Source organism: Bordetella sp. 2513F2 (genome assembly GCF_054642735.1).
Genome location: NZ_CM137755.1, coordinates 2,347,039 through 2,359,445, shown reverse-complemented (window position 1 = coordinate 2,359,445; position 12,407 = coordinate 2,347,039). Strand labels below are relative to the sequence as shown.

The window sequence follows — 12,407 nt, the reverse complement described above, 5'->3', positions numbered from 1 at the left end:
CAATAAGCACTGAAAGAGCGAAAGTCACTCCACCGAATCGTTCGGCAAGCAAACGGAGTGAACCATGAGCAACGCAATCTCTTTCCCATCCCTTCCCCTGGCCGGCAAGACGGCTCTCGTGACCGGCGGCTCCCGCTCGATCGGCGCAGCCATTGCCAGGCGTCTGGCAGCCGATGGCGCCCGGGTCGCCTTCACCTACGCCGGTTCAACGGTGCAGGCCCGGGAAACCGCCGCCGCCATCGAGTCGGCAGGCGGCCGCGCGCTGGGCATCCTGGCAGACTCGGGCGAGCCCGAAGCCGTGCGCGCGGCCGTGGCCGAGACGGTGGCCGTCTTCGGCGGCCTGGACATCCTGGTGAACAACGCGGGGATCGCGTTGGGCGGCCCGATCGAGCAGATCAGGCTGGAGGACTACCAGGCGATGATCGCCGTCAATGTCACAGGGGTCTTTGTCGCCACGCAGGAGGCCGTGCGCCATATGCAGGACGGCGGTCGCATCATCCACATCGGCAGCTCGATGACGAAGTACGCCTCGTTTCCCGGCGCGTCGCTGTACACCTTGACCAAGGGAGCGGTCGCCCGCTTCAACCGCAGCCTGGCACGCGACCTGGGGCCGCGCGGCATCACGGTCAACACCGTGCACCCGGGCCCGACGGATACCGACATGAACCCGGCCGATGGAGAACTGGCCAAGGCGCTGATTCCGCACATGGCGGTCGGCCGCTATGGCAGGCCGGGCGAAATTGCCGACGTCGTGGCGTTCCTGGCCGGGCCCCAGGCCTCGTTCGTCACCGGCGCCGACATCCTGGTCGACGGCGGCTTTACGTCTTGAGCGTTTCCGGGGCGGGCCAGCCGTCGGTTTGTGGATCTGGTTCGAGGCGCTCCGGATGCGAGGGCGCCGGCCATCGCCCGCATCCTCATCTTTCTCCGAGAGAATCCATCATGAGCAAGTCTCCTTCCATCGGCATCATCGGCGCAGGCAATATCGGCGCCGCCTTTGCCCGTGCCCTGGCACGCCGGGACATCCCGGCTGTCCTGTCGAACAGCCGCGGGCCGGATAGCCTGCAAGCGCTGGCGCAATCCATCGGCCCCAGCATCCGTGCCGGCACCCGCGAAGACGCCGCGGCACAGCCTATCGTGCTGGTCGCCGTGACCTGGTCGAAGCTGCCAGGCGCCCTGGCCGGGCTGCCGGCCTTCGGCGGGCGCATCGTCATAGACGCCAACAATCCGATCGAAGCGCCGCTGTTCGAGCCGGTCGCGCTGCATGGCCGGGCATCGAGCGACGTGTTCGCCGAACTGGTGCCGGGCGCGCGGGTGGTCAAAGCGTTCAATCATCTGCGCCCGGAACTGCTCGCCGCCGATCCGGCGGAGCGCGGTGGCCAGCGCGTGCTGTTCTTTGCCGGCGACGATGCGCATGCCAAGGCTGAAGTCGGCGCACTGATCGGTCGGCTGGGCTTCGCCGGCATAGACCTGGGCACCCTGGCCGCGGGCGGCCGCCTGGCGCAGTTCCCGGGTGGGCCACTGCCGGCGATGGAATTTGTGCGGTTCGGCTGAGTCCGGAACGCCGCGGTCATGGGAGACCGTGAAGGAACCGCTGCGCGATTGAAGGCGGTCACGGCCAGTCGACAGGTTCGCCTGCAAGACGGCGCGTGGGCTGCACTATGATGGGCGGGTCACCTTTCGTGCGGCGATGCCCATGATCCGATTGATCCGCGCCCCAGATCTGTTGCTCGGCCAGCATTGGGCCAACCTGCTGCAGCAGGCGGGCATAGGCTGCCACATGAGCGGCCGCTACCTGCAGGGGGCGGCGGGGGAAATCCCGGTCGACCAGTGCGGCCCCGACCTGTGGATCGAGAACGAGGGCGATCGCGACGCCGCCATGCGGCTCATCGAGGGGCATGGCGGCGGCGCGACGCGCAACCTGCCGCATTGGCACTGCGATGCCTGCGGCGAATGGCTGGAACCGCAATTCTCGAGCTGCTGGCAGTGTGGCGCGGCGCGCCCGCCCGGCGGGCCTGCCTCCGACCTGCCGTAATCGGCGTTGACCACCGATCAGCGTTGTGCACATCTGTCAGCCGTTCCAGATGTCGGGTTCGCACATAGCTCGCGGCAGCAATTGCGTCGAGACTGTCTCCCGGGCGGTGCCGAGATCCGCTGCCCGGAATCCACACGACGACAAGAGGAGACGGCAATGAGACGGTCTTGCGCCATTGGAAGGTCCTTGCAGTGGGGATGTGCGATCACGGTGGTGGCGGTGGTGGCCGCGTGCGGCGGCGATGACGGTCCGGACGACGACGGCGTGGCGGCGCTGGGTTGCGAGGCGCTGGCCGGGTTCGGCATTCCCGCGGCGGCCATCGGTTTGCCGACTTCCGGCGCCACCGTGTCGAGCGCGACGCCCGTCGCGGCCGCGGGCAGCGGTGCGGCCATGACGCCGGCGCATTGCCTGGTGGCGGGCAGCATTGCGCCGGTCGATCCGGGGGCTCCGGCCATCCGGTTCAACGTGGCGCTGCCGGTGGACTGGAACGGGAAGGCGATGATGTTCGGCGGCGGGGGGTTCAACGGGTCGATCCCGAATGTCCGCGGCAACGTGCCGGCCGGTCCGGTCGACCAGCCCACGCCCATCGGCCGCGGCTATGCCACCTTCGCCAGCGACGCCGGACACCAGGCCAATGCGTACGGCTCGCAGGACGGGTCCTGGGGATTGAATGACGAGGCGGTGGACAACTTCGGCGGCGATGCCCTGAAGAAGACGCGCGACGTGGCAATGCAGATCATCAAGGCGCACTATGCGGCAGGTCCCCGGCGCACGTATTTCGCCGGCGGCTCGACGGGCGGACGCGAGGCGCTGGCGGCGATCCAGCGCTGGCCGGCCGACTGGGACGGCGCGATCGCCTGGTATCCGGCGTGGAACGATGCCGCCGCCCTGCTGGGCGGGCACCGGGCGAGCCGCGCGTTGTCCCGGCCGGGCGCCTACCCGGGCACGCCGGAACGCAAGCTGGTGTACCAGGCGGCCATCGAGGCCTGCGATGCGCTCGATGGCGTGGAGGACGGGCTCATCAGCGGCCAGCGCCTGTGCAATGCACGGTTCGACCCGATGACCGCCACGGTGGGCGGTGCGCCGCTGCGTTGCCCGGGTGGCGCGGACACGGGAGATACCTGCCTTTCCGATGCGCAGATCCAGGCATTGCAAACCATGAATACCGATACGGTCTTCAACTTTTCGCTGGCCAGCGGCGAGACGCACTACCCGGGCTACAACGTGTGGGGCGCGGACCTGGGCATCACCAGCAACCCGTCGCCGCTGCAGCCGGTGGTGACGTCGCTGGCGCTGGGAACTACGCAACCCGCCATGCCGATGCCGCGCACGGCGCCGTATATCAGCGTGCTGGTCGATCAGTGGATCAAGTATTCGGTGACCCGCGATCCGGGCTTCGACTCCCTGCAGCTGGACCCGGAAAACCCCGGGCCATGGGGCCAGCGCATCAGCGAGCTCAGCCGCAAGCTGGACACCTCGACCGACATCTCGGCCTTCGCGGCGCGCGGCGGCAAGCTGCTGCTGGCGCATGGCCTGTCGGACGTGCTGGTCAGCACGCGGGCCACGGCGGAGTACTACCAGCGCCTGCAGAGCCGGATGGGCGCCGGGCAGGTTGCGTCCTTCGCGCGGTACTACGAGGTGCCGGGCTATGGCCATGCCGCGAGCACGACCTTCAATGCCGCCTGGGACTCGCTGACGGCGCTGGAGCAGTGGGTGGAGCAGGGCACGCGTCCCGTAAGCCAGGTGGTCGCGGACACTGCGGGCGTGCCGGGGCGCACGCGGCCGCTGTGCGATTACCCGCAGTGGCCCAGGTACAAGGGCTCCGGCGATCCGGACCTGGCTGCGTCGTTCGACTGCGCGCAGTAGGGCGGGCTGCCGGCGCAGGAGGGGGCCGGTGGGCTGCCCCCGCTGCACAGGCAGCAGGCCCCTGGCGCTACGCTACCGCGGCGCGCCCTCATACTGGTCGCTGGGTCCGGCTCGATGGCGGGTCGGCTCGACGGCCGCAGCAAGCTGGACCTCGCCCGCCAGGCCGCCCGGAACTTCATCGATTCGCTGCCGCCCGACGTCGAGACCGGGCTGATCGTCTTTGGCCAGCAGGGGGACAACACGGCTGCCGGCAAGAGGCAATCCTGCTCCGCTGTCGATACCCTGGTGCCGGCGACCACCGACAAGGCCGCGCTGGCCGCAGCATTGGGCCGGATCCAGGCGGTCGGCTGGACGCCGCTGGCGGCGGCCTTCGAGCAGGCGCGGACGATGCTGCAGGATTCGTCCGCCGTTGGCGAGCAGGTGATTTATGTGGTGTCCGATGGCGAGGAGACCTGTGGCGGCGATCCCGTAACGGCGGCGCGACAGGCGCACCAGGGGGCCACCCGCGCCATCGTGAACATCGTCGGTTTCGGCCTGCCCTCGAAGGAGGCCGCCGCCTTGCAATCCGTCGCATCAGCCGGCGGCGGCGCCTTTGTCGACGTGCATACCGGGCAGGCCTTCGACGAAACGATGGCCGCGGTACGGGAAGCCAACCGGCGGGCCGGCAACGAGCTCAGGGCGAGCAACGCGGCGAGTTCCAATGCGGTAGATACGGCGCAGGCCGTAAGCCAGGCCCGTCTTTGCATCAGCGACATCATCAGTGATGAAAGAGTGCCGGTTGCGTCAGTGCGCGTCGACCAGCCGCCGCAAGGCGGGATTCCGTATCGACAGCACGTCGAACAAGCCCAGCGCCCGTAGCGCGGGCAAGGCATCCAGGATGTCACGCTCGGCGGCCTGGCGCCGTGCGGCGTCGACGCCGGGCTCGCACCAGATCCGGGCATTGGCCAGGAAGGCGCCGACGGTGCCTTTGCGTACGATCACGCCCTTGAGTTCAGCGTGGTCCTGGCGGTCGGGCAAGATGTCTTCGGCACGCATGGCAATCTCCTTGGAAATGGTGCGCTGCCATCGTAGCGGTGCCGCCGTGGCGCTGGTACCGTATCAAGGCCATCCTATAGTTCATTGACGCCAGCCATGACCATTCCCTTGATTTCGCCCGACGTGGCTTCCTCCCTCGATGGTCCACCCCTGGTGGCCGTTTCCCGGCAATCCGGCACCGTGCGCGTGACCCGCCGCCATCGCCATGCACGCGGGCAGTTGCTGGGCGCGGCACAGGGGCTGTTGTCGGTCGACGCCGGGGACCATCGCTGGGTGGTGCCGGCCACGCACGCGGTGTGGATTCCGCCCGGCGTTCCGCATGGGCTGCGTTCCCATGGCCCGTTCGCGGGGTGGAGCGCCTATGTGGTTGCCGGCGCCTGCGAGGGCTTGCCCGATGAGCCGCGCGTGTTGCCCGTGTCCGGCCTGCTGCGTGAAGCGTTGCTGCGGGCCGCGACGTGGGAGGGCAATGCGCGCGATGCAGCGCAGTCGCGACTGGCTGGCGTGATACTCGACGAGATCCGCGCATTGCCGCCGGTGGCGATGGGCTTGCCCATGCCGCAGGACCCGCGCCTGCTCAGGATCGCCAAGGCGCTGTCGGAAAGACCGGAAGACGGGCGGCGCATGGAAGCGTGGGCGGAATGGGCCGGGATGGCGCCGCGCACCCTGTCGCGCCGCTTCGCGACCGAGACGGGGTTCAGCTTCACGGCATGGCGCCAGCGCCTGCGCCTGCTGCGGGCGTTGGAGCTGCTGGCAACGGGCCGGCCGGTGACGGCGGTCGCGCTGGATCTGGGCTACGACAACGTGAGCGCCTTCATCGCCTTGTTCCGGCGGGTGTTCGGCATGACGCCGGGGCGGTATCGGGATACCTCGATGCGTTGAGCCGTCTGCGGCGGGCGGCACAGGCACCGAAATAAATCCATTGACTTCGCCCGGCCATGCCCTCAGAATTTATGTACCGATCGATACAAAATAGTGGGGCGGCGCGTTTGGCCTCGAACAGGCCGCTCTGGGTTCTTCTCCCGTTCTCCCGTACCCCGGCCAGCGGCCCGAAAGGAATGAAATGGCAAGCAAGTCAAACCGGCAGATCGTCCTGGCCGCCCGCCCCAACGGCATGGCCGGGCTCAGCGATTTTGAAATGACGACGAAGGCGCTGCCGCCCCTGAAGGAAGGCGAGGTGCTGTTTCGGAATACCTTGTTCTCGATCGATCCATACCAGCGCAACCTCATGGGCAACGGCTCGTCGGAGTGGCCGGCCATCGACGTCGGCGATCCCATGGGCGGGCCGACTGTTGCGGTGGTCGAGGAGAGCCGGAACGCCGATTTCGCGGTGGGCGATCATGTCCAGTCCTGGTCGGGATGGCAGCAGTATGCGATTTCGGATGGCACCGATCTACGCAAGCTCGATCCGGCTGTGGCGCCGCTGTCCACCGCGCTGGGTCCGCTGGGGCTGCCCGGGTTCACGGCCTGGTATGGCACCACCAGGGTTCATGCGTTCAAGCCCGGCGGCACCTTCGTCGTCACCGGCGCTTCCGGTTCGGTGGGTTCGATGGCGGCGCAGCTCATGAAGATGCGCGGGCATCGCGTCGTGGGCGTGGCCGGCGGGCCGGCGAAGGTTGCCTATCTCAAGAACCAGCTCGGCCTGGACGCGGCGATCGACTACAAGGCCGCCGACTTCGCACAGCAGGTCGAGCGCGCGCTGCCCGACGGCATCGACTCGTTCTTCGAGAATGTGGGCGGCCCGATCTTCCCGGTGCTGATGGAGTATTTCAACCGGGATGCCAAGATGACCCTCTGTGGCACGATCGCAGACTACAGCGACACGGAGCTGCCCCAGGGCACCAACTACCTTCCCAGGCTGATCACCCTGATCCACTACCGGTTCGTCGACATCAAGGCGTTCGCGATTCCGTACGTCATGGACACCCTTCCCGAGTTCCTGGCCGAGATGACGCCCCTGGTCACGGCGGGCAGGATCCAGTACGGCGAGGAGTTCATCGACGGATTCGAGAAGCTGCCTCAGACGCTGCTCACGTTGTTCGACGGCAGCCACAGCGGAAAGAAGCTGATTGTCCGGGCTTGAGTTGCTTGCGGCGGCGCCATCGGGCATCCACCGATCGGAGAAATGCGATGAGTACCGAGGAAAACAAGCGTACGGTCGTGGTGTTCTGCGGGCACTTTGCGCGTGCCGCCATCGATGACGTGCTCGACATGATGGGCGAGGACGCCACCTGGTGGGTCAATGGCAAGCCGCATCTGTTTTCCGGCGCCGGCGTCAAGTCGAAGGCCGAGATGGAGCGGGTCTGGCACGGGCTGTATGCCTTGCTGGACGGAGGCCTGAGGATGGATGTCCTGGCCATGATCGCGGAGGGCAACCGGGTGGCTGCCGAAGTGCGCTCGCACGCCGTCACCAGGCGCGGCAAGATATACGAGAACGACTACCACATGCTCTTCACGCTGCGTGACGGCAAGATCGTGCAGGTGAAGGAGTACACCGACCCGATGCATGCCGTCGAAGTCTTCGGCTGAAAAAAGGCCGGCGCGGGGGCCGATGTGGCGCGCCCGTGGTTGCAGGGGCAGGCCCGGCACTCACTGACTGTGACAGACGGAAAAGTCCATAAACGGCGAATCCCCCCAGAATGAAGCAGTCGTCCGGCGATTCCTGCCGTGCGTGGCGATGCGCCGCGCGCCTGCCTGTTTCCCTGCGGTCCATTTCCCGAGGATATCCGCTCATGTCCGATCAGCCCCGCATTTCCGAAGGCTCGCCGTTTCCCCTGGGCGCCACCTGGGACGGCAACGGCGTGAATTTCGCGCTGTTTTCCGCCAACGCCACCAAGGTGGAGCTCTGTCTGTTCGACCAGGCAGGCGAAAAGGAAATCGAGCGCATCGCGCTGCCCGAGTTCACCGACGAGATCTGGCATGTGCACGTGGGCGGACTCAAGCCCGGCACGGTATACGGCTACCGCGTGCATGGCCCCTACGATCCCGAGAACGGCCACCGCTTCAACCCCAGCAAGCTGCTGCTGGACCCTTACGCCAAGGCCTACGTCGGCGAGCTGAAGTGGGATCCGGCGGTGTTTGGCTACACCCTGGGCGCCGAAGACGCCGACCTGAGCTTCGACGAACGCGACAGCGCGCCTTTCATGCCCAAGTGCCAGGTGGTGGACCAGAGCTTCAGCTGGACGCACCCCACGAGGGTACGCGTGCCGTGGGAAAGCACGATCGTGTACGAGACGCATGTGCGCGGCTATACCAGGCGGCACCCCGCCGTGCCGGAACACCTGCGCGGCACATTCGAGGGCCTGGGCCAGCAGGCGGTGATCGAGCACATCAAGAATCTGGGCGTCACGTCGGTGGAACTGCTGCCCATCCATGCCTTCATCAACGACAGCCACCTGCTGGACAAGGGCCTGACGAACTACTGGGGATACAACACCATCGGGTTCTTTGCCCCCGATCCGCGCTTCTTCGCGCAGGGCCCGGGCGCCATCAACGAACTCAAGCAGATGATCGACCGGTTCCACGAGGCCGACCTGGAGGTCATCCTGGACGTGGTCTACAACCATACGGCCGAAGGCAGCGAACTGGGCGCGACGCTGTCTTTCCGCGGCATCGACAATGCCTCGTACTACCGCCTCATGCCGGACCAGCGCCGCTACTACATCAACGACACGGGCACCGGCAATACACTGAATCTCTCGCATCCGCGCGTGCTGCAGATGGTGATGGACAGCCTGCGCTACTGGGTGGTGGAGATGAACGTGGACGGGTTCCGCTTCGATCTGGCCACCATACTCGCGCGCGAGCCGGAGGGCTTCGACTACGACAGCGGCTTCCTGAAGGCCTGCCAGCAGGATCCCATATTGTCCGGCGTGAAGCTGATCGCCGAGCCCTGGGACTGCGGCCCCGGCGGATACCAGGTGGGCGGATTCCCGCCCGGATGGGCCGAGTGGAACGACCGCTTCCGCGACACCGTGCGCGCGTACTGGAAGGGCGAGGAGGGCGTGACGGCAGAACTGGCCACCCGGATCACGGCTTCGGCCGACAAGTTCAATCACCGCGGCCGGCGGCCGTGGGCCAGCGTGAACTTCATCACCGCGCATGACGGCTTCACGCTGAACGACCTGGTGTCATACAACGACAAGCACAACGAGGCCAACGGCGAGGACAACAAGGACGGGCACTCGGACAACCGTTCGTGGAACTGCGGCGCGGAAGGCCCGACGGACGATGCCGGCATCCGCGCCCTGCGCGAACGCCAGAAGCGCAACCTGCTGGCCACGCTGCTGTTTTCGCAGGGCACGCCGATGATCCTGGCCGGCGACGAGTTCGGGCGCACCCAGCAGGGCAACAACAACGCGTACTGCCAGGACAACGAGATCAGCTGGGTGGACTGGGATATCGATGACGACGGGCGCGCGTTGATCGAGTTCGTGCGCAAGCTCACCACCTTGCGCCATACCCTGCCGGTCCTGCGGCGGGGGCGCTTCCTGACGGGCGACTACGATGAGGGCATGCAGGTGGCCGACGTGCGCTGGCTCAGCCCGGCGGCCGTGGAGCTCACCCCGGAACAATGGTCTGACCCGGGCATGCGCTGCTTCGGCCTGGTGATCGACGGGCGCGCGCGCGCCACCGGCATCCGGCGTCCGGCCTCCGACGCCACGTTGCTGCTGGTGTTCAACGGCCATCATGACGTGGTCGAGTTCAAGCTGCCCGACATCCCGGGCAGCGATCAATGGACCTGCCTGATCGATACCAATGCGCCGGTGCGCACGGAACTGCCCGGCTTCGAGTCCGGCGACACCTACCAGGTGACGGGGCGCTCGCTGCTGCTGTTCTCGCTGCAGGCGAAGGGGCAGACGCTCAAGGTGCTGGAGAACCTGGAGCAGGAACTGGTCGACGAGCCGCCGTCGGGCACGTGACGCCGTGCGTGCCTGCGGGGCCGTTATTCGGGCACCCGCTGGCCCACCGTGGCCGAGGATTCCTCCTCGCGGGACGGCGCCGGCCTGGGCTCGTCCGTCGTCCCGGTAATGACGGCAGCGATATCCAGGGCCATGCTTTCCAGCAGTTCGGCGGCGCCCTCGTCCAGCGTGCGCGGTTCCTTGTCGAACAGGCACAGGGCCCCGAAGATGCGGTTTCCCGAAGTGCGCAGCGGCGCGCCGGCAAACAGGCGCGCATTCCACAGGCGCACGGCCGGATGATCGGCAAGACGCGGATCCCGGCCGGTGTCGGGCACCGTCAATGTTTCGCCGCCCGCGATCACAGGTTGTCCGAACGCTGCGCCCCGCGGCAGCGCGACGGCGTCGTGCTCGTTGCGCGGCAGGCTCTCCGGCAGCGGGCAGTTCTGGCCGACGACGAGTTCCCGGTTACCGCTGGCCACCACGATGAGGGCGAATCCCACGTCGAAGACGTCGGCCGCGCGCTTGGCCAGGCTGTCCAGGTCTTCCCGGATGCCGCCTTCGAGCATCTGTGTCGCAGCCAGCGCAGTCTCGTCCAGGCCGGCGTGCCCGGCCGGCAGCGCTTCGTCCTGCCGCGCCATGGCGGGGCTGATCATGTCTTCTATGCGGAGAATGGCCTCGTCCACCGTGGTGACGAGCTGGTCGGCGCCGAGCGCCTCGTGCCCCTGGCTCTCCAGCAGGTCGGCCGGCGCGTTCCATAACGCGAGCACGATCCGCACCTGCGGCCATCGATGGCGCAGTCGGCGGCACAGGTGACGGGCCGGCGCCTGCGGGCTGGCCGTGAAATAGCTCAGGCAGACGATGCCGACGCCGTCCAGCGCCAGGCTGTCGATGGCCTTGGCCGTGATGGCGGGCAGCCGGCGGGAATCGGCCCGGATGCCTTCCGTGTCGAGGGCATGCGCGAGCATTTCCGATGCCAGCTCGTCCAGTTCCCATTTGCCGCCCAGGCAGACGACGGCAGGGCCGTTATTGTGCCCGGACGCGGGCGGGTATTCTTCGCGCAGGTCGTCGAGCAGCCTTTCCATGCCGCTGGCCACGCGCCAGCGATGTTCGGCGGTGGCGCTGCGCAAGTGTTCCCGGCTGGCCAGGCGCAGCACCTCGATCCCGATGTGATGATAGAAGTCCTTCACCGAGGACTTCTTGATTTCCGCATTGGCGATGTCGATGGCTTCGTAGGCGTCGTCCGCGATCAGGCGCTGATAGAGCCGCGTGGGCGTATCCAGGGCGGGTGCCGATCCCAGCAGCGTCTCCAGGAATTGCAATTGGGGCAGGTAGCGGCCCGTCACCAGGATGCAGACAGTGAGCGGCGTGGACAGGATGAGGCCGACGGGCCCCCAGAGCACCGTCCAGAACGTCGCGGCGGCGATCAATGACATGGCCGACAGGCCGGTGCTGGTGCCGTAGAGCATGGGCTCCACGATGTTGTTGCTGATGAGCTCGAGGACGACGATCAGCGCGATCGTCCACAACAGCATGTCCCATCCCGGATCCACGGCGAATGCCAGCCCGATGGGAAATACCGCGGAGATCATCGGCCCGATGTACGGCACGAACCGCATGACGGCCGCCACGGTGCCCCACAGCAGGGCGCCGGGCACGCCGATCAGCCACAGGCCCAGGGCCATCGGCACGCCGTAACTGAGGTTGACCAGCAGTTGCATGCGCAGGTACTTGCCGATGCGGCTGGCCGTCTCTTCCAGCGCGTCGGTGGAGCGATGCAGGTTGCCGCCGAACATCCTCAGCGCCCGGTCGCGCAGGTCGCCGCGGTCATACAGGGCCATGAAGACAAAGACGAAGACGATGCCCAGCGTCGCGAGCGGCTCCAGCGCCGGGGTGAGCCAGTCGGCGGCGGTCTGCAGCGGCGATGCCGGCGCCGGCACCACGGCGACGCGCTGCGGCGCATCGGCCGGCGGCGGGGCGGCGCTCTCGACTTCCTTGCGCACCGAGCTGATCGTGTCCAGGGCGCGGTCGAACACGCCGGGCGAACGCAGGCTGGCACGCACGTCGGCCAGCTTGTCCTGCATGGTGGACTGGTAGGTCGGCAATTGCTGGCTCAGGGCGCGGACCTGCGTGCCGAGCAGCAGCCCGAGGCCTCCCAGGACCAGCACCACCACCGTCATCACCATGACGACACAGACGCCGCGAGGCAGGCGGAGGCGATCCAGCCAGCTCACCAGGGGACTGAGCGCAAAGCTGATGAGGAAGGCGAATCCCAGCGGAATGAGGACGTCGCGGCCGTAGTAGAGACCGGCGATGATCAGCGCCGCACTGAGCAGGTTTGCCGCGAACCGGATGCTGTCCGACGGCGTCCTGTCGGGGGGCGGCCCGCTGTCGTTCTCGTTCCAGGGTCTCGGCGGCATGCGGAACTCCGTGACGTTCCGGCAAACGATATCAAGTCCGCTCTCGAGGGGACACTGAGCTTGTGCAAGAAAAAGTCTGGAGATATTGCCGTGGGCCGGGCAAGCGTATCTGCGATGAGGCGGCATCGGGCGCGGCGGCCCTGGCTGCCGCCCGCCAGC

11 protein-coding genes are annotated in these 12,407 nt (G+C 67.4%); 9 read left to right on the top strand and 2 right to left on the bottom strand.

Annotated elements, in window-relative coordinates; genetic code table 11:
• Positions 1 to 64: 64 nt before the first annotated feature.
• The 5 genes from ACYBYQ_RS11130 (at position 65) to ACYBYQ_RS11110 (ending at position 4,756) form a co-directional block, all read left to right on the top strand.
• On the top strand, positions 65 to 829 hold the full coding sequence (locus tag ACYBYQ_RS11130) for a 3-oxoacyl-ACP reductase family protein (RefSeq protein ID WP_459614257.1): 765 nt from the start codon (positions 65 to 67) through the stop codon (positions 827 to 829).
• A gap of 110 nt (positions 830 to 939) precedes the next feature.
• A complete protein-coding gene (locus tag ACYBYQ_RS11125) occupies positions 940 to 1,551 on the top strand; it encodes an NADPH-dependent F420 reductase (protein WP_459614256.1) in 612 nt (203 codons plus the stop codon).
• A gap of 142 nt (positions 1,552 to 1,693) precedes the next feature.
• Positions 1,694 to 2,032 (top strand): putative signal transducing protein, encoded by a 339-nt coding sequence (locus ACYBYQ_RS11120; RefSeq protein ID WP_459614255.1) that lies wholly within the window; start codon positions 1,694 to 1,696, stop codon positions 2,030 to 2,032.
• A 156-nt stretch (positions 2,033 to 2,188) separates the two neighbouring features.
• Positions 2,189 to 3,898 carry a tannase/feruloyl esterase family alpha/beta hydrolase gene (locus tag ACYBYQ_RS11115; protein ID WP_459614254.1) on the top strand — a complete coding sequence of 570 codons (1,710 nt, stop codon included), beginning with the start codon at positions 2,189 to 2,191 and terminating at the stop codon, positions 3,896 to 3,898.
• A 114-nt stretch (positions 3,899 to 4,012) separates the two neighbouring features.
• On the top strand, positions 4,013 to 4,756 hold the full coding sequence (locus ACYBYQ_RS11110) for a vWA domain-containing protein (RefSeq protein ID WP_459614253.1): 744 nt from the start codon (positions 4,013 to 4,015) through the stop codon (positions 4,754 to 4,756).
• On the opposite strand, the gene ACYBYQ_RS11105 is transcribed toward ACYBYQ_RS11110, so the two are convergent.
• Positions 4,682 to 4,933 carry a hypothetical protein gene (locus ACYBYQ_RS11105; RefSeq protein ID WP_459614252.1) on the bottom strand — a complete coding sequence of 84 codons (252 nt, stop codon included), beginning with the start codon at positions 4,931 to 4,933 and terminating at the stop codon, positions 4,682 to 4,684. The genes ACYBYQ_RS11110 and ACYBYQ_RS11105 overlap by 75 nt on opposite strands.
• Before the next feature lie 96 nt (positions 4,934 to 5,029).
• On the opposite strand from ACYBYQ_RS11105, the gene ACYBYQ_RS11100 reads away from it, so the two are divergent.
• The 4 genes from ACYBYQ_RS11100 to glgX all read left to right on the top strand — a co-directional run bounded on the left by ACYBYQ_RS11100 (position 5,030) and on the right by glgX (position 9,852).
• On the top strand, positions 5,030 to 5,812 hold the full coding sequence (locus ACYBYQ_RS11100) for an AraC family transcriptional regulator (protein ID WP_459614251.1): 783 nt from the start codon (positions 5,030 to 5,032) through the stop codon (positions 5,810 to 5,812).
• A 181-nt stretch (positions 5,813 to 5,993) separates the two neighbouring features.
• Positions 5,994 to 7,013: an NADP-dependent oxidoreductase gene (locus ACYBYQ_RS11095; protein WP_459614250.1), complete on the top strand. Its 1,020-nt coding sequence runs from the start codon at positions 5,994 to 5,996 to the stop codon at positions 7,011 to 7,013.
• A 47-nt stretch (positions 7,014 to 7,060) separates the two neighbouring features.
• Positions 7,061 to 7,459, top strand: coding sequence for a nuclear transport factor 2 family protein (locus ACYBYQ_RS11090; protein ID WP_459614249.1), 399 nt, complete (start codon positions 7,061 to 7,063; stop codon positions 7,457 to 7,459).
• A 203-nt stretch (positions 7,460 to 7,662) separates the two neighbouring features.
• Entirely contained in the window at positions 7,663 to 9,852 is a 2,190-nt protein-coding gene (gene glgX / locus ACYBYQ_RS11085) for a glycogen debranching protein GlgX (RefSeq protein WP_459614248.1), read from the top strand.
• A gap of 23 nt (positions 9,853 to 9,875) precedes the next feature.
• Here glgX and ACYBYQ_RS11080 read toward each other — a convergent pair whose 3' ends face one another.
• The gene (locus ACYBYQ_RS11080; protein WP_459614247.1) at positions 9,876 to 12,248 is read right to left on the bottom strand and encodes an AI-2E family transporter; all 2,373 of its coding nucleotides are present in this window, start codon (positions 12,246 to 12,248) and stop codon (positions 9,876 to 9,878) included.
• Positions 12,249 to 12,407: the final 159 nt, after the last annotated feature.

What these genes read in the sequence shown, in the direction of transcription:
- ACYBYQ_RS11100 (WP_459614251.1), top strand. Translation starts at nt 5,030, where the DNA reads ATGACCATTCCCTTGATTTCGCCCGACGTGGCTTCCTCCCTCGATGGT.
- ACYBYQ_RS11115 (WP_459614254.1), top strand. Translation starts at nt 2,189, where the DNA reads ATGAGACGGTCTTGCGCCATTGGAAGGTCCTTGCAGTGGGGATGTGCG.
- ACYBYQ_RS11110 (WP_459614253.1), top strand. Translation starts at nt 4,013, where the DNA reads ATGGCGGGTCGGCTCGACGGCCGCAGCAAGCTGGACCTCGCCCGCCAG.
- ACYBYQ_RS11130 (WP_459614257.1), top strand. Translation starts at nt 65, where the DNA reads ATGAGCAACGCAATCTCTTTCCCATCCCTTCCCCTGGCCGGCAAGACG.
- ACYBYQ_RS11095 (WP_459614250.1), top strand. Translation starts at nt 5,994, where the DNA reads ATGGCAAGCAAGTCAAACCGGCAGATCGTCCTGGCCGCCCGCCCCAAC.
- glgX (WP_459614248.1), top strand. Translation starts at nt 7,663, where the DNA reads ATGTCCGATCAGCCCCGCATTTCCGAAGGCTCGCCGTTTCCCCTGGGC.
- ACYBYQ_RS11090 (WP_459614249.1), top strand. Translation starts at nt 7,061, where the DNA reads ATGAGTACCGAGGAAAACAAGCGTACGGTCGTGGTGTTCTGCGGGCAC.
- ACYBYQ_RS11120 (WP_459614255.1), top strand. Translation starts at nt 1,694, where the DNA reads ATGATCCGATTGATCCGCGCCCCAGATCTGTTGCTCGGCCAGCATTGG.
- ACYBYQ_RS11105 (WP_459614252.1), bottom strand. Translation starts at nt 4,933, where the DNA reads ATGCGTGCCGAAGACATCTTGCCCGACCGCCAGGACCACGCTGAACTC.
- ACYBYQ_RS11080 (WP_459614247.1), bottom strand. Translation starts at nt 12,248, where the DNA reads ATGCCGCCGAGACCCTGGAACGAGAACGACAGCGGGCCGCCCCCCGAC.
- ACYBYQ_RS11125 (WP_459614256.1), top strand. Translation starts at nt 940, where the DNA reads ATGAGCAAGTCTCCTTCCATCGGCATCATCGGCGCAGGCAATATCGGC.